General features: G+C 64.9%; 26 protein-coding genes. 10 read left to right on the top strand and 16 right to left on the bottom strand.

The genetic code is table 11. The annotated features are described in order from the left end of the window. Positions 1–159 precede the first annotated feature (159 nt). From ACVMB1_RS36525 to ACVMB1_RS36490, 8 genes are all read right to left on the bottom strand, one after another. Complete coding sequence (locus ACVMB1_RS36525) at positions 160–537, bottom strand: type 1 glutamine amidotransferase family protein (protein WP_076832674.1); 378 nt, start codon at positions 535–537, stop codon at positions 160–162. A 198-nt stretch (positions 538–735) separates the two neighbouring features. Then, complete coding sequence (locus ACVMB1_RS36520) at positions 736–2019, bottom strand: RNA polymerase sigma factor (protein WP_076832677.1); 1284 nt, start codon at positions 2017–2019, stop codon at positions 736–738. Positions 2020–2108: 89 nt separating this feature from the next. Next, on the bottom strand, positions 2109–2504 hold the full coding sequence (locus tag ACVMB1_RS36515; RefSeq protein ID WP_076832680.1) for a YciI family protein: 396 nt from the start codon (positions 2502–2504) through the stop codon (positions 2109–2111). A gap of 384 nt (positions 2505–2888) precedes the next feature. After that, positions 2889–3584: an AprI/Inh family metalloprotease inhibitor gene (locus ACVMB1_RS36510; RefSeq protein ID WP_076832685.1), complete on the bottom strand. Its 696-nt coding sequence runs from the start codon at positions 3582–3584 to the stop codon at positions 2889–2891. Continuing rightward, positions 3584–4567, bottom strand: coding sequence for a 2-hydroxyacid dehydrogenase (locus ACVMB1_RS36505; protein WP_076832688.1), 984 nt, complete (start codon positions 4565–4567; stop codon positions 3584–3586). The genes ACVMB1_RS36510 and ACVMB1_RS36505 overlap by 1 nt, the downstream gene beginning before the upstream one ends. Beyond that, the gene (locus ACVMB1_RS36500; RefSeq protein ID WP_076832691.1) at positions 4567–5355 is read right to left on the bottom strand and encodes an ABC transporter permease; all 789 of its coding nucleotides are present in this window, start codon (positions 5353–5355) and stop codon (positions 4567–4569) included. The genes ACVMB1_RS36505 and ACVMB1_RS36500 overlap by 1 nt, the downstream gene beginning before the upstream one ends. Then, entirely contained in the window at positions 5352–6155 is an 804-nt protein-coding gene (locus ACVMB1_RS36495; protein WP_076832693.1) for an ABC transporter ATP-binding protein, read from the bottom strand. Before ACVMB1_RS36495 ends, ACVMB1_RS36500 begins: the two co-directional genes overlap by 4 nt. A gap of 16 nt (positions 6156–6171) precedes the next feature. Continuing rightward, positions 6172–7215 (bottom strand): ABC transporter substrate-binding protein, encoded by a 1044-nt coding sequence (locus ACVMB1_RS36490; RefSeq protein WP_076832696.1) that lies wholly within the window; start codon positions 7213–7215, stop codon positions 6172–6174. A gap of 144 nt (positions 7216–7359) precedes the next feature. Here ACVMB1_RS36490 and ACVMB1_RS36485 point away from each other — a divergent pair, with 144 nt between their 5' ends. Together ACVMB1_RS36485 and ACVMB1_RS36480 are read left to right on the top strand one after the other, a co-directional pair. Further along, positions 7360–8166, top strand: a complete 807-nt coding sequence (locus tag ACVMB1_RS36485; protein WP_076832699.1) for a creatininase family protein — start codon at positions 7360–7362, stop codon at positions 8164–8166. A gap of 144 nt (positions 8167–8310) precedes the next feature. Then, the gene (locus ACVMB1_RS36480; RefSeq protein WP_057020179.1) at positions 8311–8580 is read left to right on the top strand and encodes a hypothetical protein; all 270 of its coding nucleotides are present in this window, start codon (positions 8311–8313) and stop codon (positions 8578–8580) included. Positions 8581–8696: 116 nt separating this feature from the next. Here ACVMB1_RS36480 and ACVMB1_RS36475 read toward each other — a convergent pair whose 3' ends face one another. Continuing rightward, complete coding sequence (locus ACVMB1_RS36475; RefSeq protein ID WP_076832702.1) at positions 8697–8966, bottom strand: metal-sensing transcriptional repressor; 270 nt, start codon at positions 8964–8966, stop codon at positions 8697–8699. 339 nt (positions 8967–9305) lie between these two features. Here ACVMB1_RS36475 and ACVMB1_RS36470 point away from each other — a divergent pair, with 339 nt between their 5' ends. From ACVMB1_RS36470 to ACVMB1_RS36450, 5 genes are all read left to right on the top strand, one after another. Continuing rightward, the gene (locus ACVMB1_RS36470) at positions 9306–9569 is read left to right on the top strand and encodes a hypothetical protein (RefSeq protein ID WP_076832705.1); all 264 of its coding nucleotides are present in this window, start codon (positions 9306–9308) and stop codon (positions 9567–9569) included. 407 nt (positions 9570–9976) lie between these two features. Continuing rightward, on the top strand, positions 9977–11620 hold the full coding sequence (locus tag ACVMB1_RS36465; RefSeq protein ID WP_076832708.1) for an NRAMP family divalent metal transporter: 1644 nt from the start codon (positions 9977–9979) through the stop codon (positions 11618–11620). Continuing rightward, positions 11617–11829, top strand: coding sequence for a hypothetical protein (locus tag ACVMB1_RS36460; RefSeq protein ID WP_057020122.1), 213 nt, complete (start codon positions 11617–11619; stop codon positions 11827–11829). Before ACVMB1_RS36465 ends, ACVMB1_RS36460 begins: the two co-directional genes overlap by 4 nt. A gap of 338 nt (positions 11830–12167) precedes the next feature. Then, positions 12168–14156, top strand: coding sequence for a carbohydrate porin (locus tag ACVMB1_RS36455; RefSeq protein ID WP_076832709.1), 1989 nt, complete (start codon positions 12168–12170; stop codon positions 14154–14156). A gap of 197 nt (positions 14157–14353) precedes the next feature. Continuing rightward, on the top strand, positions 14354–15826 hold the full coding sequence (locus ACVMB1_RS36450) for an FAD-dependent monooxygenase (protein ID WP_076832712.1): 1473 nt from the start codon (positions 14354–14356) through the stop codon (positions 15824–15826). Between the two features lie 107 nt (positions 15827–15933). Here ACVMB1_RS36450 and ACVMB1_RS36445 read toward each other — a convergent pair whose 3' ends face one another. The 3 genes from ACVMB1_RS36445 to ACVMB1_RS36435 all read right to left on the bottom strand — a co-directional run bounded on the left by ACVMB1_RS36445 (position 15934) and on the right by ACVMB1_RS36435 (position 20110). Then, the gene (locus ACVMB1_RS36445; protein ID WP_076832715.1) at positions 15934–17559 is read right to left on the bottom strand and encodes an FMN-binding glutamate synthase family protein; all 1626 of its coding nucleotides are present in this window, start codon (positions 17557–17559) and stop codon (positions 15934–15936) included. A 655-nt stretch (positions 17560–18214) separates the two neighbouring features. Then, entirely contained in the window at positions 18215–19084 is an 870-nt protein-coding gene (locus tag ACVMB1_RS36440; protein WP_083715165.1) for a patatin-like phospholipase family protein, read from the bottom strand. Positions 19085–19336: 252 nt separating this feature from the next. Next, positions 19337–20110: a ferredoxin--NADP reductase gene (locus tag ACVMB1_RS36435; RefSeq protein ID WP_076832718.1), complete on the bottom strand. Its 774-nt coding sequence runs from the start codon at positions 20108–20110 to the stop codon at positions 19337–19339. A gap of 297 nt (positions 20111–20407) precedes the next feature. Here ACVMB1_RS36435 and ACVMB1_RS36430 point away from each other — a divergent pair, with 297 nt between their 5' ends. After that, positions 20408–21343, top strand: coding sequence for an ATP-grasp domain-containing protein (locus ACVMB1_RS36430; RefSeq protein WP_076832721.1), 936 nt, complete (start codon positions 20408–20410; stop codon positions 21341–21343). A gap of 58 nt (positions 21344–21401) precedes the next feature. On the opposite strand, the gene ACVMB1_RS36425 is transcribed toward ACVMB1_RS36430, so the two are convergent. Both ACVMB1_RS36425 and ACVMB1_RS36420 read right to left on the bottom strand, forming a co-directional pair. Further along, positions 21402–21602 carry a hypothetical protein gene (locus ACVMB1_RS36425; protein ID WP_076832724.1) on the bottom strand — a complete coding sequence of 67 codons (201 nt, stop codon included), beginning with the start codon at positions 21600–21602 and terminating at the stop codon, positions 21402–21404. 20 nt (positions 21603–21622) lie between these two features. Continuing rightward, positions 21623–21979 carry a response regulator gene (locus ACVMB1_RS36420; RefSeq protein WP_076832727.1) on the bottom strand — a complete coding sequence of 119 codons (357 nt, stop codon included), beginning with the start codon at positions 21977–21979 and terminating at the stop codon, positions 21623–21625. A 214-nt stretch (positions 21980–22193) separates the two neighbouring features. Here ACVMB1_RS36420 and ACVMB1_RS36415 point away from each other — a divergent pair, with 214 nt between their 5' ends. Together ACVMB1_RS36415 and ACVMB1_RS36410 are read left to right on the top strand one after the other, a co-directional pair. Then, positions 22194–22451: a hypothetical protein gene (locus ACVMB1_RS36415; RefSeq protein WP_158074232.1), complete on the top strand. Its 258-nt coding sequence runs from the start codon at positions 22194–22196 to the stop codon at positions 22449–22451. Positions 22452–22787: 336 nt separating this feature from the next. Further along, entirely contained in the window at positions 22788–23015 is a 228-nt protein-coding gene (locus ACVMB1_RS36410; RefSeq protein WP_028337614.1) for a hypothetical protein, read from the top strand. A 57-nt stretch (positions 23016–23072) separates the two neighbouring features. Here the strand turns inward: ACVMB1_RS36410 and ACVMB1_RS36405 are convergent, their stop codons facing one another. After that, a complete protein-coding gene (locus ACVMB1_RS36405) occupies positions 23073–24029 on the bottom strand; it encodes an amino acid ABC transporter substrate-binding protein (RefSeq protein ID WP_076832732.1) in 957 nt (318 codons plus the stop codon). A 12-nt stretch (positions 24030–24041) separates the two neighbouring features. After that, on the bottom strand, positions 24042–25331 hold the full coding sequence (locus ACVMB1_RS36400; RefSeq protein WP_057020131.1) for a dicarboxylate/amino acid:cation symporter: 1290 nt from the start codon (positions 25329–25331) through the stop codon (positions 24042–24044). Positions 25332–25526 lie beyond the last annotated feature (195 nt).

The following is a 25526-nucleotide window of genomic DNA, read 5'->3' as shown; positions in this document are numbered from 1 at the left end:
CTCTGGATGGTGTCATAGGTTGCCGCCGGCAACAACCGCCGGGCCTTCGCGGCGAGCCTCGGGCCAATGCCGGCATCGGGCCGGCCCGAGTGTCCGCCTTGGGCGGCGGGCAGCGCGCCGAGCCCGATCGCCGGCGCAAGGCGACGCCCATCTGGCGTCCTACGGCCTGACCCAGCGTTGCACGGCCGCGGCGGTGTCGGCCGGCCTGGTGTTGAAGCAGATGGCGGCATCGGGGGCGAGCCGGTGCACCAGATTCAGGATCGTCTCGAACAGCAAGAGCCGCTCCGGCGGCTCGCGCAGCCCGGCACCGATCACGACGCAGTCGTAGCGGCGCGCGTTGAGGGCCGCCGCCGTCACGGCTTCCGCCGTATCGCCGAGGTCGATCAGGCAGCTCTCGACGTCGTAGCCGAGCGTCCGCAGGCCGTCGATCTGCGCGTCGAGATAGCTGCGCACCAGCTCGGGCGTGAACTGCGGCATGACGGACAGATCGACGAAGGTCGGGTCGAGGCCGATCGCCAGCACGGATGGCTTCGTCATGGTGGCAGTTCCCGGTCCGAGAGAATTTCGTCCGAGCATGCCGCAGGTTTGAGTCGAAATCGCGGACACGACGACCCGCAGCAACCTTGTGAAGCCCGGGTGAGCGAAGCGACACCCGGGGTCGCTCGTGGCAAAGACCCGCATGTCGCTTCGCTCATGCGGGCTACATGGTTTCGCTCCGCCGGAATCGCGGAGCCGTCAGCGGCAGCCATGATCCTGCGCGGCACGCGCAGCGATTGCGGCGCGCCGCTTGAGGAACTCGCGCTCGCGCGAATTGCCGGCTAATGCGGCGGCGGCCTCGAACGCGGCATGCGCCTCCGCGAAACGGCTCAGCTTATTCAGCAGATCGCCGCGCACGCTCGGCAGCAGATGATAGGATTTCAGCGCCGGCTCATCGGTGAGGCCGTCGACGATCGCGAGCGCGGCAAGCGGCCCCTCGGCCATGCCGATCGCAACTGCGCGGTTGAGCTCGATCACGGGTGAATCCAAGAGCGCGGCGAGATCGCCGTACAGCGCGGCGATGCGGCGCCAGTCGGTCGCGTCCGGTGTTCCGGCTTCGGCGTGGCAGGCGGCGATCGCGGCCTGCAGCACATAGAAGCCGCCGGCGCCGCCGAGCTCGCGGGCACGCGCCAGCGCGAGCTGCCCGCGGCGGATCTGCAGGCGATCCCACCGCGCACGGTTCTGGTCCATCAGCAGGATCGGCTCACCGGACGCATCGGTGCGCGCCGCCATCCGCGAGGCGTTGAACTCCATCAGCGCCAGCAGGCCGTGCGCCTCCGGCTCCGATGGTGCGATCGAGGTCAGCACGCGGCCCATGCGCAGCGCCTCGTTGCAGAGCTGCGGCCGCAGCCATTCGTCGCCGCTTGCCGCGGTATAGCCCTCGTTGAAGATGAGGTAGACGACCTCGAGCACGGAGGCGAGCCGCTCGGACAGCTCCTCGCCACGCGGCGTCTCGTAGGCAAGGCCTGACTCCGACAACGTGCGCTTGGCGCGCACGATGCGCTGGGCGATGGTCGCCTCCGTCTGCAGGAAGGCGCGCGCGATCTCCTCGGTGGTGAGGCCGCAGATCATCCTGAGCGCCAGCGCGGCGCGCGCCTCCCGCGACAGGCGCGGATGGCAGGCGGTGAAGATCAGCCGGAGCAATTCGTCGCCGATATCGTCGTCGAGCGCGGCATCGAAGTCGGGCATGGTCTCCTGCTCCCGCGCCAGGTCGTGCGCGATCACGCCGTGCTTTTCGGCCAGCATGCGGTTGCGGCGCAGATGATCGAGCGCGCGGCGCTTGGCCGTCGCCATCAGCCAGGCACCGGGCTTTTCCGGCACGCCATCGGCCGGCCAATGCTCAAGCGCGGCGACCAGCGCTTCCTGGGTCAGGTCCTCGGCGAGCGGCACGTCACGCAGCATCCGCGACAGGCTGGTGATCAGCCGCGGCTGCTCGATGCGCCACACCGCAAGAATCGTGGCCTGGATGTCGGCGGCCGTCATCGCCGCCGACCTGGATTCTCGTCCTGACGCGTTTTCTTCACGCGAACCGGCGTCCACTTCGCTTGCGAACGCCCTGTTCGCGCGGCGCATCAGGCGCAGGCGGACACATCGACCTGACAACCGCCGTCGGCGCCCGGGGTGGCGAATGGGCGAACCTCACAGGTTCCCTCCCAACCCGGCATATGCTCCTTGTGCAGCTGCATGAACTCCACGGCGGCGGCGACCGCCTCTTCCTTGTTGCGGAGCTCGAAGATCGCATAGCCGCCGATCATCTCCTTGGTCTCGACGAAGGGCCCGTCGACGACGTTGAGCTTGCCGTCGGTGATGCGGACCTGGGCGCCCATCGCGACCGGCAACAGCCCGCCGGTGTCGATCATGCGGCCCGCCTTGATTTCCCGCTCGGCAAGCCTGCCCATCGCCTCCATCAGAGCCGGCGTCGGCGGGCCCGGGGGCTGGGGCGAGGTGACGATATACATGAAGCGCATCGGAAAACTCCTGTTGGGCGAGACGCGGCGATGATCGCCGCAAGACCGGCTCGCTATGGGGAACGACGATCCGGGAGGGGGTGAATCGACATGGGAAAGGGAATTTTTTTCGGGCAGAAGCAAATCCTTGTCGTCCCTGCGAAAGCAGGGACCCATAACCACCGGGTTGAGTTGCTGAAGCGAGCCATGGCCACAGCCGCGCAAAACCAACCGGCATCGTGGCTATGGGTCCCTGCTCCCGTGCGCAATTGCGCACTAGGCACGGACGACACGGAGCTTGTGGCAATCGCGTAGCCCGGGTGAGCGAAGCGATACCCGGGGAATGCATCGGCGAAATCCCGCATATCGCTTGCGCTCATGCGGGCTACGAGGCCAGCACCCGACCTACTGCTCCCGCAGCATGATCAGCGGATCGGCGCTGTCCGGGACGCGGCGCCATTGGGCGTTGTCGTCGGCCTCGAACTGCCAGGTCTCGCCCTTGGCCGACATCAGGATCATCTGGCCGTGGTCGAGCCGCCACATGGTCGGGTTGAAGGCCGCAACCGCGGGATCGCATTTGCCTTTCAGGAACACCTGGAAATTGTCGTTGCCGGCGTCGGTGTTGGTCAGCACCAGCGTGCAGATCGCCTGGCCGTTGCCGCGCACCATCGACCAGTCGCCGATCATCTGGTCCATCGATTTGGCGAGCGAGCGCGCCGCGGCAAGGTTTTGCAGGATGTAGACGCCCTCGTTGGTGCGCATCCCTTCGAAGATGCCGGTCTCGACCTCGGTGAAATCGATCATGGTCTCGCCGGCGGCATTGTGCAGCCGCACGATGTCGCCGAGGCCCTTGATGCTCCAGCCGGTGATGTCCTTGGTGAAGGGCAGCGCGGCGGCGCAAGCGGGCTCGAGCTCGAGCTTGAAGCCTTGCGGCGCCGCATCGCTCTTCAGCGTCACGACGCAGGTCTTGCTGCGCTCGGTGGTGGCGAGCTCCCACTGCCCGATCATGTCCTTCTTCAACGTCGTGACGTCCTGCGCCGCTGCCGGACCGCACGCGGCCAGCAGCAGACACAGCACGGCGTTGAAGCGGGACAACGACATCAGCGATCCTTGACCGGCGTTTCGGCAACCGGCGTCAGCGGCGGCTTGCCGGCGAACCAGTTCTTGATATTGTCGACCACGAGCTGGTCCATCGCGTTGCGCGTCACCACCGAGGCCGAGCCGATATGCGGCAGCAGCACGACGTTCTGCATCGCCTTCAATTCGTCGGGCACGTTCGGTTCGGCCGCGAACACGTCGAGACCGGCGGCCAGGATGGTGCCGGACTTCAGCGCCGCGACCAGCGCCGGCTCGTCAACCACCGAGCCGCGCGCGACATTGATCAGCACGCCGCGGGGACCGAGCGCCTTCAAGACGTCGGCATTGATCATCTTCGCCGTCGAGGCGCCGCCCGGCACGATGACGATCAAGGTGTCGACCGCCTTCGCCATCTCGATCAGATCGGGATAGTGCTTGTAGGAGACGTCCTTGGACGGATTGCGCGAGTGATAGGACACCGGCACCCGTGACGCATCGAGCCGGCGTCCGATCGCTTGGCCGATCCGGCCCATGCCGACGATGCCGATCTTGCGGTCGCGCAGCGAGCCGACGCTGAGCGGATAATTCTGGGTCTGCCACAGCCCGGAGCGCACATAGCGGTCGGCCTTGACGAACTCGCGCAACGTCGCGATCAACAAGCCCATCGCGACATCGGCGACCTCCTCGGTCAGCACGTCGGGCGTATTGGTGACCACGATATTGTGATCGCGCGCATAGGCGGAATCGACGTGGTCGTAGCCGACGCCGAAGCTGCCGACGATCTCGAGCTTCGGAAACATCGCCAGCGCGGTCTTGTCGGTCGCCATCGTGTGATAAGTGACGGCGATGCCGCGGATCTTGGCCATCGTATCGGGCGTCAGCCGCTCGAGGTCGCCGCGGCTCTCAGCGCGGTGCAGCACGTATTGATCGGGAAAGCCGTTTTCGAGGATTGGCCGGATCGGTCCATAGATCAACAGATCGATCTTTTCGGAAGAAATCGGGGCCATCAACTGTCCTTTCCTAACGCGCTTTCATGCCAACGCCGCAACAACAGGTGCGAAACTAGCGCCAGCAACCCATAAATGACAATCCCGGCCAGCGATAGCAGCAGAAGTGCCGCGAACATGCGGGGAATATTCAGCCGGTAGCCCGATTCAGCGATCCGGAAGGCGAGGCCCGAGCCGGCGCCGGCGCTGCCCGCCGCGATCTCCGCGACCACGGCGCCGATCAGCGACAGCCCGCCGGCGATGCGCAGACCGCCGAGGATATAGGGCAGCGCCGCGGGCAGCTTCAGGAACAGCAGCGTCTGCAGCTGCGAGGCGCCATAAAGTTGAAACAATCCGGCGAGGTTGCGATCCACCGAATTGAGGCCGAGCGTCGTGTTCGACAGCACCGGAAAGAACGCCACGATCCAGGCGCAGACGATCACCGCGGTCTGCTGCTGCAGATAGATCAGGAGCAGCGGCGCGATCGCGATGACGGGCGTGACCTGCAGCACCACGGCATAGGGAAACAGCGAATACTCCAGCCATTTCGACTGGTTGAACAATAGCGCCAGCACGATGCCGCCGACTGCCGCGGCAACGAAGCCTTCGAGCGTGGTCAGGAGCGTGACGCCGAGCGATTGCGACAGGATGGGCCAGTCCGCAACCAGCGTCTTCAGCACCAACAGCGGGCTCGGCAGCACGTAAGGTTGGATGCCATAGCCGCGGACGATGGCTTCCCAGAGCAGGAGGCCAGCGGCGAACACCGCAAGCGGCAGCAGAAAACGGACGAGGTCTTGCGGAGATTTCATGCGCCCGCCTGCCCTGCATAGGATGGCGCCAACGCGCTGGAGACCTCGCGGCAGAACGCGGCGTATTCGGCCGACGTGCGGAACTCCTCGCCGCGCGGTTCCGGCGAGGTGATGCGAAACTCGGCGCCGATCCGGCCCGGGCGCGCGGTCATCACGATCACGCGCTCGGAAAGATAGACCGACTCGAACACGGAGTGCGTCACGAAGATGACGGTCTTGTGCAGGGTGCGCCACAGCGACAGCAGGTCGTTGTTGAGGCGAAACCGCGTGATCTCGTCGAGCGCCGCGAACGGCTCGTCCATCAAGAGGACATCCGGATCGGTGACCAACGCGCGCGCCAGCGACACCCGCATCTTCATGCCGCCGGACAATTCGCGCGGATAGGCCCTCGCGAACTCCGCGAGCCCGACCTGATCCAGCGCCGCATCGATGCGCGCATCGGCGTCGGTCGCAGGCAGCCGGGCAAGCTTCAGCGGCAGGCGGACATTGTCGCGCACGGTAGCCCACGGCATCAGGGTCGGCTCCTGAAATACGAAGCCGATGCGGTGGCTGCCGCGCTGCTCCGCGCCATGATGCGAGACCTCGACCGTGCCGGCGCTTGGCGTGGCGAGACCTGCAATCAGCCGCAGCGCGGTGGATTTGCCGCAACCGGAGGGCCCGAGCAGCGAGACGAACTCGCCGCGCCTCACGTCGAGGTCGAGCGGCCCGAGTGCCCTCACGCCGCTGTCATAGGTCTTGCTGACGCCGCGCAGGCGCACAGCCGACGCTGCATCAGATCCAGACAACGCAGGCTCCGCCATCGCCCGTCCGCACCCGTCAGTTCTTCGGCCGGAGCTCGGCGCCGACCGCCTTGTTGACGAAGCGCAGCGTGTAGCCCTGGCGATAGTCGATGGCGCTCTTGACCACGCCGGCCCGCACCATCTTGTCGAAGAAGCTCGCCATCCGCTCGTCGGTCATGGCGCCGATGCCGTTCTTGATGGAATCGCCGGAATCGACGATGCCGTGCTCGCGCATCTTGGCGACGCAATAGGCGAGCAGCTCGTCGTTCATGTCGGGATTGAGCTTCTTGATCATCGCATTGCCGGCCGAGTTGTCGCCGTAGACGTAGTGGTACCAGCCGACGATCGAGGCATCGACGAAGCGCTGCACGAGGTCAGGCTTCTTGTCGACCAGGTCGCGGCGGGTCTCGATCAGCGTCGAGTAGGAGTTGAAGCCGTAATCGGCGAGCAGCAGCACGTTCGGCTTGAAGCCGGCGGCTTTCTCGACCGCGAAAGGCTCCGAGGTGACGTAGCCCTGCATCGCGGTCTGCTTGTTCACGATGAAAGGCTGCGGATTGAAGGTGTAGGGCTTCACCTTGTTCTCGTCGAAGCCGTATTCGGACTTCAGCCACTGGAAGTAGCTGGTGATGCCCTCCTTCGAAATCAAAAGCGTGAGCGGCTTCAGATCCTCGATCTTCGTGGCCTTGACCTCGGGATGGGTCAGGAAGACCTGGGGGTCCTTTTGGAACATGGCGGCGACAGCGACCAGCGGCACGTTGTTGGTGACGGCGTCGAAGGTCTGCAGCGAGTTCGCGCTCATGAAGAAGTCGAGCTTGCCCGCGATCAGCAGCATCCGGTTGTTCTCGTTGGGACCGCCCGGCACGATGGTGACGTCGAGGCCGTATTTCTTGTAGGTGCCGTCGGCGAGCGCCTGGAAGAAACCGCCATGCTCTCCCTCGGCGACCCAATTGGTGCCGAACGAGACTTTGTCCAAGATCTTGTCTGAGGTCTGCGCCTGCGCCGGGGCAAGCGTCGCGGCAACGCAAAGCGCGGCGGTCAGAAGGCTTGTGGTTAACGCTCGCAGCAAAAAGGCCGGGATCATGGTTGGACTCCGTCGATCATTATGGCCCATGATGGAAGGCGGGAAGACGTGGACCGCGCCCGGAGACGCGAACCCGTTATGATGTTAAACAAACTAGCCTGCAAATCCATCCCGTGAAACGCTTGTATTGAAACGACCGGCTTGATGACTTCTCAGCTTCCGCCCCGCGACTGGACCGCCATCCACTGGCCCGATATCGCCAGGGATACGGCCGCGCGCTGGATTGCGGTGCTGCCGCTGGCCGCGACCGAGCAGCACGGGCCGCATCTGCCGCTCGGAACCGACGTCATGATCGGCGAGGCCTATCTTTCGCGGGTGCGAGAGTTGCTGCCGGCGCCCACTCCCGCCACGTTCCTGCCGTTGCAGCCGGTCGGCATCTCAACCGAGCACATCGATTTTCCGGGTACCTTGACCTTGCCGACCAACGTGGCGCTGAAGAGCTGGATGGCGCTCGGCGAGAGCGTGGCGCGCGCAGGCGTCAGGAAGCTCGTGATCGTGACCAGCCATGGCGGCAATTCCGCCGCGATGCAGCTGGTGGCGCAGGATCTGCGCGCGCACCATCAGATGCTGGTGGTGACCACGAGCTGGTCGCGCTTCGGCGCGCCCGACGGGCTGTTCGACGCCGGCGAACTGCGCCACGGCATCCATGGCGGCGCGGTCGAGACCTCGATCATGCTGGCGAAATATCCGCACGCCGTGCGCAAGGATGCGATCGCGGACTTCAAGCCGGCCAGCGTGCGGATCGAGAAGGATTATCGCTTTCTGTCGACGCAGCGGCCGGCGCCGTTCGCCTGGCAGGCGCAGGACCTCAATCCGAGCGGCGCGATCGGCGATGCGACCAAGGCCTCGGCCGAGAAGGGCGAGAAGCTGATCGAGCACGGCGCGCGCGCGTTCTGCGAGCTGCTCGCCGATGTCGACAGGTTCGATCCCGGCGTATTTCGCGGCAAATGACCGCGATTGCTTCGTCCTGACAAGCGCGACGAAACAATTCGCGAAACCATATTTCCGCCCCGATCTTCGAACCGGAACCGGACAGCCTCCGTCCAACGGGCATGCGGACCACACCGGCGCCGCCCACACAGGATGGAGTATTCCATGTCGATCAAGACCAAGTTCGCCGCCCTCGCCCTGACCGCGCTCGCCGTGACCGGCACCATCGCGTCCACGACGTCGCAGGCTGAAGCGAAGCCCTATGGCTGGGGCTGGGGCGTTGGCGCAGGTCTCGTCGGCGCCGCCGTTGTCGGCAGCGCAATCGCGGCCAGCGACGGCTATTACTACGGCGGTGGCTATCGGCGCTGCGGCTGGGTGCGCCAGTTCGACGCCTACGGCAATTACATCGGCCGCGTGCGCAGCTGCTCCTACTGATCGACGCAATTCCCAGGGTTGCGGATCCTGCGTTCGGCACGGGTCCTCATCCACCCCGTGTCGCAACCGACCCGTCCGGCGATCCCCCCGGGCGGGTCAATTCTTGAACGCAGCGATCACAGATACTTCGCGACCAGCCTGAAATCGCGCAGCACGGCTCGCCCTTTCGGCCCTGATGCCTTCAGCGTCTCCTCCAGGCTGTGCCCGATGTGATCGTGGATCAGCGCCTTCTTGGCGCTCTCGATCGCGCTCTCCACCGCCTGCAATTGCTGGGCGATCTGCGCACAGGGCCGGCCCTGCTCGATCATCTCGACGATGGTGTCGAGATGGCCGTTGGCGCGCTTCAGGCGCCTGGCGATCGCCGCGTGCGGATGGTCGTGGGACATCTGGCTCTCCTATCCTCCGGGGAGGATAGCTATGATCCTCCCCGGAGGATAGCCGAATCGACTTGACAGGCCATTGTCGCGGGCGTAGTGCCCGATGGCAGGAACGTTCGTTCCGCCCCGGGGTTCTGGCCCCGGAGACAAGTCGATCCACGAGCCAGCACAGAAGGCACATGGGCAGTAGCAACTCAGGCGACAGTAGTCCGGCGATGCCGGGACTGGTGACGCCGCAACACGGCAAGACTGATCGCGCAGATCTCGCCTGCGTGGACGGGTGGTCGCGCCCAAGCTGACCACTGCTCCTCACCGGCCTGCCGCGACCAGCGGAAGTGGAGGTGAGCGATGTTCGAAAAGCTCGCAAAATTCCGGCAAGCAAGCCCGCGGCGCGTTGTCGAGCCGCGGCGCATGCCGCCGCCGGCCGCCATTCATTGCAATGACAACCTGCCGGGCTTTCGCCGCCTGGCGGGCCGCCACCGGCGTCCAACCCCGGCCTGTCATTGGGTCCTGATCGACGGCCGCCTGGAATGCCGTTGGATCGTCGACGACAGCGGCGGTGATCTCGATCAGCAGCGACGCGCCGCAGCGAAGCCACGGCTGTGCGCTTAGGCCGACCGTGAGGGCGGGCTTGATAACGACAGTGCTGGCCGCTCCCTCTCCCCGTTCTTGCGGGGAGAGGGTTGGGGTGAGGGGCCGCCTCCGCGCACACGGTAATAGCTGAGTTCGCGAAAACTCCCCTCACCCGGATCGCATCTGATGATGCGATCCGACCTCTCCCCGCACGCGGGGCGAGGTGAAGCGGCGCCCGCTGCTCGGTCGGAAGTAGTTGTCTTGGTTTAGGAGGCCGACATGGACGAAGGACCTAGTTGCCCCGTTGCGCGGCATTCAGGCGCGGCAACGGGATTCTCGATCTGCATCACATCTGGAAATGCCGCTGCTCACGGCAGCGGAGACGTGCGCGCCTGACGACGCCTGCGTCCCTCCCGCCGTGCCGAAAGGCGGCGAGGAGACGCGAAATGACCGAAAGCAAGACCACACAAACCGCCATTCTCGACAGCGCGCATGCCGGCGACATCCACGGCGCGCTCGGCAGCATCGCTCGCGACGACACCGCGCCGCGCGCGACCTTGCTGGCCCGGCTGAAGACATTGCTGGCGATCGTCGGCCCCGGCCTGATCGTGATGGTCGGCGACAACGACGCCGGCGCGTTCGGCACCTATACCCAGGCCGGACAGAATTACGGCACCACGCTGCTGTGGACGCTTCTGCTGCTGATCCCGGTGCTCTACGTCAACCAGGAGATGGTGGTGCGGCTCGGCGCCGTCACCGGGGTCGGCCATGCGCGGCTGATCTTCGAGCGCTTCGGCAAGTTCTGGGGTGCCTTCAGCGTCATCGACCTCCTGGTATTGAACGCGCTGACCATTGTCACCGAGTTCATCGGCATCACGTTTGCACTTCATTTTCTCGGCGTCTCGCAGTTCTGGGGCGTGTTGGCCTCGGCTGTTATCGTGATGCTGGCGGTCTCGACTGGCGACTTCCGCCGCTTCGAACGCTTCGGCATCGCGCTGGTCGCAGGCAGCCTGCTGCTGGTACCCGTGATCCTGATGGTGCATCCGCCGGTCGGGCAGATCGCCTCCGACTTCTTCGTGCCGAAGATGCCGCAGGACGCCAAGCTCAGTGAGGTGATGCTGCTGATCGTCGCCATCGTCGGTACCACGGTGGCGCCGTGGCAATTGTTCTTCCAGCAGAGCTACATCATCGACAAGCGGATCACGCCGCGTTTCATCCGCTATGAACGGATGGATCTATGCATCGGCATCGTGCTGGTCGTGGTCGGCGCGGTGGCGATGATCTCGTTCTGCGCGGCAGTGTTCGCAGGAAAGCCCGAATTCGGCAATTACACGGACGCGCTGGGGACCGCGGTCGGCCTCGAGACATATGCCGGCCGGCTGCCGGCGGTGCTGTTCGCCCTTGCGCTGCTCGATGCCTGCATCATCGGTGCTGCGGCAGTCTCCCTCGCGACCGCTTATGCGATCGGCGACGTGTTCGCGGTCAAGCACTCGCTGCACCGCAAGCCGTGCGACGCGAAGGGCTTCTACAGCGTCTATTGCGGCCTGATCGTGCTCGCGGCGGTGCTGGTGCTGACGCCGGGCACGCCGCTCGGACTATTGACCAACGCGGTGCAGACGCTGGCCGGCGTGCTGTTGCCGAGCGCGACCGTGTTCCTGCTGCTGCTGTGCAACGATCGCCACATCCTCGGGCCCTGGGTCAATTCGACCAAACTCAACCTGTTCACCGGCGCGGTGGTCGCGGGGCTGGTGATGCTGTCGGTGATCCTGACCGCCGCGGTGCTGTTCCCCCATCTCGGCGAGACGTGGATCATCGGCATCCTCGTCGGCGGCAGCGTGCTTGCGCTCGCGATCACGGCAGCCGTCAAGTTCTACGGGACGTCGTCGCGCCGCAACGCGTCCTTCCGCTTCAAGCGCAAGCCCTCGCTGGTCGACCGCGACAGCTGGCGGATGCCGCCGCTCGACCGGCTGCCGCCGGCGCGGCTCAGCCCGCTGAGCCGGATCTGGATGATCGTGCTGCGCGGCTATCTCGTCGTCGCCGCCGGCCTCGTGCTGCTGCGGATCGTCCAGCTCGCCACGGTGGGAGCGTGACCGCGCTCAGTCGCGGCCGGCGATGGGGCGCGATCGTGCTGCTCAGGCTGGCGAGCGCCATCCTGCGCGGCGCGGCCGCGCTCCACCGGAAACGCACAATCTCAAACGCCGGGCTGCGGACGGCGCTGTCGCTGGCGCGATGTATCGAACGGGCCGGCGCGCGGGTCGTGCTCGGCAGGGCATCGCAGCCGGCACTCATCAACACATAGGACGAGGACAATGGCGGCATCGATTGAACGGTCGGGTCGCGACCGGTTTGCCACCGACACGCGGCTGATCGCCGCCGATGTGGCCCTGCCGCCTCGCGCTGTTACGTGACTGTCACGGTGGCGTGCAAATCGGAACGGTATTGGGTGCGCCTCAGTTGCTATTGCGAATTATTTGCAATAAGTAACAGGGGATGCTAGGTGCTGATCTGGCTTTGGATGGGACGACACAGATCGGACCGGGGACGGCGGGCGATGATTTCAAATCTCGGGTGGCAAGCGGCCACCAAATCTGCAGTGATGCCGGGCGAAACCGCCACTCGTTCGCGGAAAGCCGCGTCATGACCTGCGTCCGCCTCTTCCGGGTCCAGATCGCCGCCGGCGCAGCGCTCGGTGCGGCAACCTTCGGCGCGCCGGCGACCGCGGCCGATCTGGCCCTCAAATCCCCCGCCGCCAGGGCGGTCTACAGCTGGACCGGATTCTATGTCGGCGCCCATGTCGGCTATGGCGACGGCACGCTGGGCCCCGGCACCAATCCGATCCTGGAACAGGGCGTGTTCTTTCCGCCCACCATCACCGGCGGGATCGGCGGCTTCCAGGTCGGATACAACAGGGAGTTCGCCAACCGCTTCGTGCTCGGCATCGAGGCGGATGCGACCTTCACCGGCCCGACCGACCTGCCGCGGCGGGTGCTCGGCCCCTTCAATTCGTCGATCGACTATGTCGGCACGCTGCGCGGCCGCGCCGGCTACTCCTTCGGCACCTGGATGCCTTACGTGACCGGCGGTTTCGCCTGGGGCCACAGCCAGGTTCGGGTCAACGATGCCGCGGGCGAGGTGATCTCGGAGCCCGGGCAGTACCAGACCGGCTGGACCGTCGGCGCCGGCGCCGAATTCGCGGTGAGCGGCAATTGGACCGCCAAGGTCGAATACGACTATGTCGACCTGTCGCGCCGCACGCTCGGCCTCAATGATTTCGGCCTGCCCGGCGTCAGCATCGACCCGCGCATCCATTTGCTGAAATTCGGCCTCAACTATCAGCTTGGCGATTCGCCGTGGTCGGCAACGCCGACGCGCACCGCGCTGCCCGAATCGAGCGACTGGAGCGTGCACGGCCAGACGACGCTGCTGCCGCAGACCTATCCGTCCTTCCGCTCGCCCTATGCCGGCACCAACAGCCTTCCCGGCGCGGGGCAGTTGCAGCAGACCTGGACCACGACGGCGTTTCTCGGCGTGCGGCTCTGGGAAGGCGGCGAGTTCTACTTCAACCCGGAAACCGCGCAGGGCTTTGGCCTCAACGGCACGCTCGGCCTTGCCGGCTTCTCGAACGGCGAAGCCCAGAAGGCCGGCGCGCCGTTCCCGAAAATCCGGCCGCAGCGCTACTACTTCAAGCAGACCTTCGGCTTCGGCGGCGAGCAGGAAGACGTCGCCGACGGCCCGAACCAGATCGCCGGTAAGCGTGACATCGATCGACTCACGCTCGTGGTCGGGCGCTTTGCGGTCGGCGATTTCTTTGACGGCAATTCCTACGCCAAGGACCCGCGCGCCGATTTCATGAACTGGGCGATGTGGGCGTCCGCCGCCTACGACTTCCCGGCCGACTTGCCCGGCTACACCCGCGGCGCCGTGGTCGAGCTCAACCGCAAGGATTGGGCGGTGCGCGCCGGCGTGTTCCAGGTGCCGAACGCACCGAACAGCGACGTTCTGGTGTTCAACACCGGCGGCGCCGTGGTGGAATTCGAGGGCCGCTATTCGATCTTCGACCAGCCCGGCAAGCTGCGCGTCGGCGTGTTCGGCAACCGCGGCAACACCGGCAACTACGCCCGGGCGCTCGCGATCGAGGACGCCAATCCGGGGCTCGACATCAACGACGTGATGGCCGGCATCCGCAAGGACAATCTGAAATACGGCTTCTATCTGAACGGCGAGCAGCAGATCGCAAAGGATGTCGGCCTGTTCGGCCGCCTCAGCTGGAACGACGGCCGGACCGAGATCCTGTCGTTCACCGATGTCGATCGCAGCGTGTCGGGCGGCCTGTCGATCAAGGGCAGCAGGTGGGGACGGGCGAACGACACGATCGGCATCGGCGGCGCGATCAACGGGCTGTCATCAGCGCATCGCGACTACCTTGCCGCCGGCGGCCTCGGCCTGCTGATCGGCGACGGCGCGCTGAACTACAGCCCGGAGCGGATCTTCGAGACCTACTACGCCTATCAGGTGAACAAGAACCTGACGCTGACCGCGGACTACCAGTTCATCACCAACCCCGCCTACAACGCCGACCGCGGCCCGGTGCACATCTTCTCCGGCCGCATCCACGGCGAGTTCTGAACGCGCCATCTCTGGGTCCCAGCCTGCGCCGGGACGACAGCAAACTTGCCGCGCCGTTCTTGTCAATGATGTCTCGGAATTGGTTCGATAGGGCAAACGCCCTCTCCCCACTCAGATATATGTAGACCCCCCGGGCTTGCCGCAAGCCCGGGGTCATCCCGTAGAACGCGCGCCCAATCGAACGGAGGGAGTGCGGGATGCGGGAACATGCTGTCGTGATTGCCGGCGGAGGTCCGACCGGGCTGATGCTGGCGGGCGAGTTGACGCTGGCGGGAATAGATGTTGCGATTGTCGAGCGGCGTGCGGGGGAGGACCTGATCGGCGCTCGGGCCGGCGGCCTGCACGCGCGCACCATCGAGGTGCTCGATCAGCGCGGCATCGGCGACCGCTTCGTCGCGCTGGGAACGCGCCATCCGGCGGTGCTGTTCCATTCGCACCTGGTTCCGCTTGAGATCACCGACTTTCCGACCCGGCGCAATTTCACGCTGGGGCTCCGGCAGAACCATATCGAGCGCCTGCTCGGCGAATGGGTCGGCGAACTGGCGGTGCCGATTATCCGCGCGCGCGACGTGACCGGCTTCACGCAGGACGACGCCGGCGTCGACGTCGAACTGTCGGATGGCCAATTGCTCCGGGCACAGTATCTCGTCGGCTGCGACGGCGGCCGGAGCCTCGTCCGCAAAGCGGCCGGCATCGAATTCGCCGGGTGGGATCCGACCACAAGCTGGCTGATTGCCGAGGCCGAGATGGCGGGCGAGCCGGAATGGGGCTTTCGCCAGCACGACACCGGCACCTCGGCGATCGGCAAGGCGGACGCTGGCGGGCGGGTGCGGCTGGTGCTGGCCGAGCGGCAACTCGGCACCGACCGGGAGCCGACCCTGCGCGACGTCAGCGAGGCGCTGGTCGCCGCGTACGGCACCGATTTCGGCATCCACAGTCCGGGCTGGATCTCGCGCTTCACAGACATGACCCGGCAGGCCGTGACCTACCGCAAACAGCGCGTGCTGCTGGCCGGCGATGCCGCCCATGTGCATCCACCGATGGGCGGCCAGGGCCTCAATATCGGCGTGCAGGACGCGGTGAACCTGGGCTGGAAGCTGGCCCAGGTGGTCAAGCAGATCGCGTCGGACAGCCTGCTCGACACCTACGAAGCCGAACGGCATCCGGTGGCGGCCCGCGTGCTGCGCAACACCATGGCGCATGTCGCGCTCAACCGCACCGATCCGCGCACCAAGGCGTTGAACGAGATCGTCTCCGACCTTCTGCGCATGGACGTGCCGCGCAAATGCTTTGCCGCGATGATGTCCGGCCTCGATCTTCACTACGATCTTGGCGACGGCCATCCGCTGCTTGGACGCCGCATGCCCGATCTCGATCTGGTCACGGCCGACGGCCCGATGCAGGTCTTCGCGCTGCTGCACCGGGCGCGGCCGGTTCTGCTGAATTTCGGCGAGCCCGGCGGCATCGCCATCGCGGGATGGACCGACCGGGTTCAGCTGGTCGATGCCGAGTATCGCGGCGCATGGGAGCTTCCCGCGCACGGCAGGGTTTCGGCCCCGATCGCGGTGCTGGTGCGGCCCGATGGCTACGTGGCGTGGGTTGGCGAGCGAACGCAGGCCGGCCTAACCGAGGCGCTGACCAAATGGTTCGGCGCGTCCGCTGGTACGTAATGAGCGTAGCCCGGATGGAGCGCAGCGTAATCCGGGATCGGTCGATCCGCACAGAGAGTGGTCCCGGATTGCGCTGCGCTTCATCCGGGCTACGGATTTGCCGCCCCCTACCCCGCCGGCTGGAACGAATCCGCGCGCGCCATCGCCCAGGCGTCGCGGAAGCGGCGGTCCTGGGTGCCTTCGAGCAGCTCGCCGGGGCGCAGCGTCGGATAGAGCTCGGCGAAGGAAGAGACCTCGGTGGTCGAACTCCGCTGCGAGAAGTGGATCGGGCGCAGCTCCTTGGTGTGCTCGAGGCCGGCGGCGGCGAGCAGCTCGGTCAGCGCGTGCAGGGTCGAGTGGTGGTAGTTGTACACGCGGTCGATCTTGTCGGGCACATAGAGCGCGCGGTTGCGGATCGGGTCCTGCGAGGTGACGCCGGTCGGGCAGCGATCGGTGTGGCAGCTCAGGGACTGGATGCAGCCGAGCGCGAACATGAAGCCGCGCGCCGAATTGCACCAGTCGGCCCCGATCGCCATCGCGCGCGCCATGTCGAAGGCGGTCGCGATCTTGCCGGAGGCACCGATCTTGATGCGATCGCGCGCGCCGATGCCGACCAGCGCGTTGTGGACGAAATTGACGCCCTCGCGCATCGGCATGCCGAGATGGTCCATGAACTCGAGCGGCGCGGCGCCGGTGCCGCCTTCATTGCCGTCGACCACGATGAAGTCGGGATAGAGCCCGCTCTCGTGCATCGCCTTGCAGATCGCCAGGAATTCCCAGGGATGGCCGATGCACATCTTGAAGCCGGCCGGCTTGCCGCCGGACAGCTGGCGCATCCGGGCGACGAATTCCATCATCTGCAGCGGCGTCGAGAACGCCTTATGATAGGCCGGCGAGATGCAGTCCTCGCCCATCGGTACGCCCCGGATCTTGGAAATCTCCTCGGAAACCTTCGCCGCCGGCAGCACGCCGCCATGGCCGGGCTTGGCACCCTGGCTGATCTTGAGCTCGACCATCTTGATCTGGTCGTCACCCGCGACGCTTGCGAAGAGATCCGGATTGAAGGTGCCGTCGCGGTTGCGGCAGCCGAAATAGCCGGAGCCGATCTCCCAGATGATGTCGCCGCCCATCTCGCGGTGATAGGGGCTGACGCCGCCCTCACCGGTGTCGTGGGCGAAGCCGCCCTTCTTGGCGCCGGCATTGAGCGCCCGCACCGCGTTCGGGCTGAGCGCGCCAAAGCTCATCGCCGAGATATTGAAGACCGAGGCCGAATACGGCTTGGTGCAGTCGGGGCCGCCGATGGTGATGCGGAATTTCTGGTCGGCCCTCGGCTTCGGCGCCACCGAGTGGTGCATCCACTCATAGCCCTCGCGATAGACGTCCTCCTGGGTGCCGAACGGCCGCTTGTCGAGCACCATCTTGGCGCGCTGGTAAACCACCGCGCGGGTGTCGCGGGAGAACGGCATGCCGTCCTTCTCGCTCTCGAAGAAATATTGCCGCATCTCCGGGCGGATTTCCTCGAGCAGGAAGCGGACATGCGCCGAGATCGGGTAGTTGCGCAGCACCGCGTGGTTCTTCTGGGTGAGGTCGCGAATGCCGAGCAATGTCAGCGCGCCGAAGATGACCAGCGGGATCAGGACGATCCTGAAGACCTTGTGATCGAAAATTCCAACCAGCAGCAGGAGCGCGGTGACGACGGCGCAGATGGTCAGCACGATGAAGCGCGGCGAGAACGGAAGCAGCACTGTATCCATGAAATTCCTCCGGTCTGCCCAAATGACCTGTCGGCCGCGAGCCTAATCCAACTCGCGGAACAAGTGCACTACGGTTATACGGCCGAGCAGTCACAGATGTGACAACCGCCCGAATGGGCGGGTGCGGATACCGGTCAAACTAAAACGAAATCGACTTTTGCACTGCAACGAAGGGGAGCGCATGCGATAACCTGCCGTCGCAGGGCGCGCTGCCAAAATATCGAAAACAACCCCATGCAAAGGAGCCGGCGACGCCTGCGCTCGACCAGGCACCTTGACACGTCGGGCAAATCAGCGGCATTATTCTATTATCCCGAAATCGTGATGTGAATCTGCGGGCTCCTCCAACCCGTCATCCCTGCCTGGTGCGCAATTGCGCACGGGAGCAGGGACCCATACGCCGCGGCGGACCTTCATCGATCACGCCGATCGAGACACCTTCATCGCCAAATTCGTCCACGACTATAATCGAACCAGGCTCAAATGCCTCCGCTACCAGGCCCCAATGCGGGCCCTCGCCAATCATACGGGACCAAACACTTTCGCAGGGACGACGATGGGGATGGTTCTCGATTCGAGGCGTCGCACCACGCGGTGTCATCACCCGCGCATGTGAGTGCGCTCGCAGAGGAGATGAGGAGAGAGCACCGTTCGCCTAATGCTCGTGCGGCTGCAATTCGTGCGGGATGTGGCCCGGCTTCAGACCGTCGCCGTCGAGCCAGGCGTTGGTGGTGTCGAGCGCCCGCGTGATATGATCCGAGGTCCGGGAGAAATCGTAGGGCGAGCCGACCAGCGGGCAGAGCGGCGGCACCACGAAGTACTCGACATCGGGCCCGATGTTCTCAAGCTCGTTGACGAGCTGCCGCGCGATCAGGAGCGTCAGCGCGTGCAGGGCATTGGCGAGCGCGCCGACCGGCGGCGCCTGGTTGGCGCAGGCATGCCCGGTCGGCAGCACGATCAGGCGTTTGGCACCGTGCCTGACCGCAACGCGGACCGGCGTGTTGCTGGAGATCGCGCCATCGGCCAGGAAACGATCGCGGTAGTGCACCGGCGTGAACGCGCCCGGGATCGCGGTCGACGCGACGATCGCCTCCGCTGTCGAACCTTCCGACAGCACCACGCTGTCGCCGCTGATGATGTCTGTGGTGACGATGTGGATCGGGATCCGCGCGTCCTCGAGATTGCGGAACGGGATGTTATCGTCGATCAGCTTGCGGACGCCGTCATGCGGGATCAGGAAGTCACGCCGCCACAGGAAGCTCACCAGCGTCCGCCAGGTCACCGGAAACACGTCCTGACGGCTGAGGCCGCGCCAGATCTCGGCCAACCGCGCGACGCCCGAGACCGTCGGGTCGCCGGCGTAGAACGCGCCGTTCAGTGCGCCGACGCTGGAGCCGACCACCATGTCGGCAACCACGCCATGCGCGGCCAGCGCCTGCAGCATACCGACCTGGATCGCGCCAAAGCTGCCGCCGCCGGCAAACACAAAGGCGGTTTTCGGTGCATCCGGATCGGTGATGGACAAGGTTCTGCTCCCAAATCGCCGCGTTCGCGCAAAGGCCGCGCGGCGTTGGGGGCGTTATAGCAGCGTGGCAATGGTGCGCACTACAAACACCATCGTCGTCCTGGCCTAGTCTAGTGAGCAATTGCGCACGGGGCCGGGGCCCATAACCACAAATGCAAAAGGCTGAAGCCCGGTGGGGCCTCAGCCTTCGTCCAATCAGCAACGGTGGTTATGGGTCCCGGGTCGCGCTTCGCTTGCCCGGGACGACACCGGTTAGCGCTCGACGAACGCCTTCTCGATCACGAAGTGACCGGGAGTGTTGCCGCTGCCTTCCTTGAAGCCGCGCGTCTCGAACAGCTGCTTCAGCTCTTCCAGCATCGCCGGGCTGCCGCACATCATGATGCGATCGGTCTCGATGTCGAGCGGGCCCTGATGCAGGTCACTGAACAGCTGGTTGGAGGTGATCAGATCAGTGATGCGGCCGCGGTTGCGGAACGGCTCGCGCGTCACGGTCGGGTAGTACGAGAGCTTCTCGGACAGCAGCGGCCCGAACAGCTCGTCGTCGCGCAGCTTGGCGACCAGCTCCTCGCCATAGGCGAGCTCCGAGACCTGACGGCAGCCATGCACCAGCAGGATCTGATCGTAGCGATCATAGACCTCGGGGTCCTTGATCAGGCTGGCGAACGGGGCGAGGCCGGTGCCGGTCGACAGCAGCATCAGCCGCTTGCCGGGAATCAGGTTGTCGGTGATCAGCGTGCCGGTCGCCTTGCGGCCGACCAGAATGGTGTCGCCCTCGCGGATCTTCTGCAGCTTGGAGGTGAGCGGGCCGTCCTGCACCTTGATCGAGAAGAACTCGAGCTCTTCCTCGTGATTGGCGCTCGCCATCGAATAGGCGCGCAGCAGCGGCCTGCCGTCGACCTCAAGGCCGATCATGGCAAACTGCCCGTTCTGGAAGCGGAAACCGGAATCGCGGGTCGCCCGGAAGCTGAAAAGCGTATCGGTCCAGTGCTGAACGGAAAGAACTTTCTCTCGATAGAACGCGCTCATGGGTTTTCGTTTTCTCGACTGACCAGAATTAGAATGGTTTGATTTCTAGACGGCTCGCGACGGCGCGGAAGTGGCCGAAATCACTGAAGATCTCGCGTGTCCATTGCGCCAATGCAGGAGATAGTCAAGATCAACTGGCGTGCAATTGCGATCTCAGAATGGCAGTCGTTCGATTTCGCGCAGAGGTTCAACGAAGTCATCGTTAACACGTGGCGCTGTACGTAATTTACTTGCTGAGATCGGCATCGATCTGGCAATTAATTGCTACAAAAACCGCGGTGAAGGGAAAATGATCTCGTGGTCCTGATCAGCCAGCGAATCTTCCTGGAAACCATCAAAAAATATTGTTTGGCGCACGCGATTGCCGTCGAGGTGCGGTCCGGCGGCTGGCTGGTCACCATGACCAAGGGCAACGCGCGGCGGCTCGCGATCGGCTACGACGTCGGGCTGAACAGCGCGGTCGCGCATCAGGTCGCCAACGACAAATCGGCCTGCGCGGACGTGCTGGCATCGGCCGGCGTCCCCGTCATTCCGCATACGCTGTTTTTGGGCGCGAAGCTCAGCAAGCACATCCCGGGATCGGACTCGCTGGACGCGATGCAGCGTCTGCTCGAGCAGCATCCGCAGGGGCTCGTCATCAAACCCAATGAGGGGACCTCCGGCGAGCTCGTGTTCCGCGTGACGACGCGGGCGCAATTGGAGACCGCGGTCGCGCGCGTCCTTGCCGCACATCCAAGTCTCGCCATCTCGCCCTATGTCGAGATCGTGGACGAGGTGCGCGTCGTGCTGCTCGATGCGCGCGCGCTGACCGTCTACGGTAAGGCGCGCCCGTCGGTGACTGGCGACGGCATCCAGTCGCTGCGCGCGCTGGCGCAGGCGAGCGCGACGGCCGAGCAACTCAAGACCATCACCGAGGATTTCGATGCCGCCGCGCTCGACGCCGTTCCGCCCGCCGGCGAACGGCTTCTGCTGAACTGGCGGCACAACCTCGATGCCGGCGCGGAGCCCGTGCTGCTCGCCGATGACGCAATGCGCGAGGCCTGCGTCGCGCTCGCGGTCAAGGCCGCGCAAGCCGTCGGCATCCGCTTCGCCTCGATCGACGTCGTGCGCACGGACGGCGCGTGGAAAATCCTCGAGGTGAACACCGGGGTGAAGATGGAAGCGCTGGGGCGCCGGCATCCGGCGTTGGTCGAGGCGGCGTATTCGGCGGCGCTGGACGAAGTGTTCGCGTAGCATTTCCCTGCCCGACGACGCGGGCTCGCCGGCGCGATCCTGCACTGTGTGCGCCCGATCAGTCTTGCGGGTGCTCCTTTTCATAGGCGGCGACGATCAATTCCGATTGCTCGATCTGTGCCGTGAGACGATCGATCTCGGCTTGCGTCTCTGGAAACACGTCAGCCCCCGCCGTATTTCCGGATTGCAATTCCGCGATCAGTTCCCGGTTCTTCGCAATCTGCTCCCGGTGCCAATCGATTTCGGGATCGTCTTGCATGGGCCACCCGTCGGCGAGATCTACGACGCCAGCTCTCGCAGCAGCATGGGTGGATAAACCGGCTTCTCGAAAAACTTGACGCCCTCAGGCAGCGCGCTGTCCGGGGGCCGGCCCGAGATGACCATAACGCGCACGCCCGGGTCGCAATCGACGGCCAAGCGTGCAAGCTCGACGCCATCCATTTTGCCCATGAGCTTGATATCGGTAACCACCAGCGACGGATGACGCATCTTGATGGCCAGCGCTGCCGTCTCGGCGTCTTCGCACTGGATGACGTCGAAATGGCCTTCTTCCAACAACAGCGCAATCATGTCGCGCTGGATCGTGTCGTCTTCGACCACAATTGCTATTTGACGAATTGGTCTCGCGTAAGCCATGGCGACCTCCGAACGATCAACCAGAGTTAATGATCGAGGACGCTGATGGTTCTGGTTCCCGCTTCATGAGGGACTGTTCCGGCAGACCTTGCAGGTTCCGTGCGGAACAACTTTGCAGGTTTCAGCGTCATCGATGGGCGACAAGCCGGACGAGCCGAATGGTTCGGGCCTGAGCAAGGGAATTCTTGCGAGATAGTGCCAGGAGGCAGAGCTCATGAAGAACGTTGTGCAGTCGGATCAGGATCCTTGCGAATCCCACGGGACTAACGTGACGGCCGGCGCGACAGGCTATGCGTCCTCTCGACGATTGATCGAGGATCAGGCGCTTAAACGACCCGCGCTCGCCAAGCGGCCCAGGATGCAGCACGAGACGACCGATCCGCTCCGCGCTCGCCTGCCGCACGACGTCATTTCCGAAATGGAAGCAGAGCTGAAGCAACAGGTCGATCGAATCGTCGCCGAACGACATTAGCCGGTGAAGCGACGAGTTCGCAGACCGCAACAGCCGAATCTTGCCTGCCGATGATGCTCCAGAGATCGCGGCGCGTGGACACTCGAAGGAAGATCCCGCCGGATCGACGGAGCTTTGATGGGAGCGATTCTTGGGCGCGCGGTTTTCCAGGTCATGGTTGTTCTGGCGGCGGTCGGCATCGTTGCCCTCGCATGCATGGCGGTTCGCGGCGGCTGACGCGGGGGCGGCGGTACAGCCGGCACCGAAGTTCTGACCGTCATTTTGATCGATTCAGCGCCTTGCTCATCCTGCGCAAGGGAGTACGCTTCCGTGCATTGATTGATCCGGAAACAGATTATGCGCAAACTTCTTTTGAGCTTCGTCGCACTCGCGGCGTTCGCCGCCGCCTTCAATCCTCCGGCCGCCAACGCGGTGTTTTGGCGCGGCGTCACGGCGCCGACGAATATCGACATCCACGGCTACCCGATCATCAAGGAGCCGCCTCCGAGCACATGCCAGTTGATCCATGTGAACGGATACTGGGTCCGGCAGTGCCTGGATTTGTCGCGGCGTTATTGGCGGTGAACGGCGCGCACCGGGCTTTCCGACCTCTCCCGCAAGGGGAGAGGCCTAAATTCGCGGCTAGTTCGACCCGCCCGGCGAATCGTCGAGCGCCTTGAAGGCCTCTTCGAGCTGCGGTGACAGCGCGACGTTCAGCTTCTCGCCGGTCGGCAGCCGGGCGACGAACCATTTGTTGTAGAGCGGGACGATGTCGCGGTTCGAGGCCAGCCTGCGGAACGCGCGCTCGACCACGTCCTTCATCTGCGGCTCGCCCTTGCGGTACATGATGCCGTAGGGATCGTAGGACAGGTAGTCGCCGGTGACGCGGAATTTGTCCTGCGACTTGTGCCGCGCGATCAGGCCGTGGAGCAGGATGTCGTCGGTCGCGAACGCATCCGCCTTGCCGTCCACCAGCATCTGGTAGGACTGCTCGTGGTCGGGGGCGGTGACGATGTTGAGGCCGAGCTTTTGCTTGGCGTCGACATTGTGCATCGCCTGCTCGTTGGTGGTGCCCTTGGTCACCACCACCGTCTTGCCCTTCAGGTCGGCGACCTGGGTGACGCCGGAGGCCTTCGGCACCATCAGCTTGGTGCCGGCCACGAACATCAGCGGCGAGAATGCGACCTGCTTGCCGCGCTCGGCATTCGCCGTGGTCGATCCGCATTCAAGGTCGATCTTCTTGTCGACGACCGCCGGAATGCGGTCGTCGGAGGTGACCTTGACGTAGTCGACCTTGAGATTGGCGTCGTCGACCTCGGTCCCGATCTCCTCGACGATCGCATCGCACAGCTCGAGGCTGTAGCCGATCGGCCGGTTGGAGTGATCGAGGAACGAGAACGGCGGCGAGCTTTCGCGATAGCCGATCCGCACCGTGTGCGTGGCCTTGATGTTGGCGAGCGTGGGGCTGAGCCCCTCGACCGCCGGCTGTGCGGACGCCGGTGCGGCGAGCAGGCTTGCCGCCAGCAGACAAGCTGACAGCAGGCGTGTCGACAGGAGAGGCGCCTCAGCCCGTATCGGCCTCCAGCGGGCGCGGTGCATGCATGCCTCCCGTCAATGGCCGGCCATCACGGCGCCGGGCACCGCATCCTGCGGCACCGCGTCGTCGGGCCCGAGCTCGTGCTCGGGCTTCAACTCACCCTCCCACTTCGCGACCACGGCGGTCGCCAGCGAGTTGCCGATCACGTTGGTGGCGCTGCGGCCCATGTCGAGGAAGGTGTCGATGCCCATGATCATCAGCAGGCCCGCCTCGGGGATGTTGAACTGCGCCAGCGTCGAGGCGATCACCACCAGCGACGCGCGCGGCACGCCGGCGACGCCCTTGGAGGTGATCATCAGCGTCGCCAGCATCGCGAGCTGCGTGCCGAGCGACATCTCGATATGGTAGGTCTGCGCGATGAAGATGCTCGCGAAGGTGCAGTACATCATCGTGCCGTCGAGGTTGAAGGAATAGCCGAGCGGCAGCACGAAGGCCGAGATGCGCGAGGAGGCGCCGAACCTGTTCAGCCCCTCCAGCGTCTTCGGATAGGCCGCCTCCGATGAGGCGGTCGAGAACGCGATCATCAGCGGCTCGCGGATCAGCCGCAAAAGATGGCTGTAGCGCGGCCCGATCACGATGAACCCGACGACGACCAGGATGCCCCACAGGATCAGGAGCGAGAGATAGAATCCGCCCATGAAGACGATGAGCTTCCAAAGCACGCCGAGGCCGTTCTTCGAGACGGTCGCCATGATCGCGGCCCATACCGCGAGCGGCGCGAACAGCATCACATAGCCGGTGACCTTGAGCATGATGTGCGCGAGGTCGTCGATCAGGCTCATGATCGGCTTGGCCCGTTCAGGCATCGCACCGAGCGCGACCGCGAAGAACACCGCGAAAACGACGATCTGCAGAATCTCGTTCTGCGCCATCGCGTCCGCGATCGAGGTCGGGATCAGATGGGTGAGGAATTTTTCGATCGAGAACGCCGACACCGGCAGTCCGGTCGACTGCGCCTTGTCGGGCAGCGTGCCGGGGAAGTTGGCGCCGGGCTGCAGCAGGTTGACCATCACGAGGCCGAGCAGCAGCGAGACGAAGGAGGCGGAGACGAACCAGCCCATGGTCTTGGCAAAGATGCGGCCGAGCTTGGCGCCGCTTCCCATATGGGCGATGCCGCCGACGAGGGTTGCGAAAACCAGCGGCGCGATGATCATCTTGATCAGACGCAGGAACAGCATCGCGATCAGGTTGACGTCTGCTGCGATCTCGGCACGGCTGTCAGGAAAGTAGTTGAAGACAATCGTCCCCATCGCGATGCCAAGGACCATCGCAATCAGGATATACTGCGTAAACCTGCTGGACATTCTCTTACCCCCGTCAGTTCCCGGCGGAGGGCAAGTGTGGCAGATTTACGCAGCTACGCAACACGCTTCGCGTCCAGCGGGACTTTGCCGAAACGTTCCCGTTGTGGAATGCCAGCGCGCGGACTAGCGTTCATGCAGCGCACAATCTGTGCAAGGCGCTGCGCGCGTCGCGGTCAATTTGCATGCGAAACGACC

This window comes from Bradyrhizobium sp. USDA 4504 (genome assembly GCF_054063995.1).
Note: the sequence above shows the minus strand (reverse complement) of the source record. Positions and strands in the feature narration are given on the sequence as shown.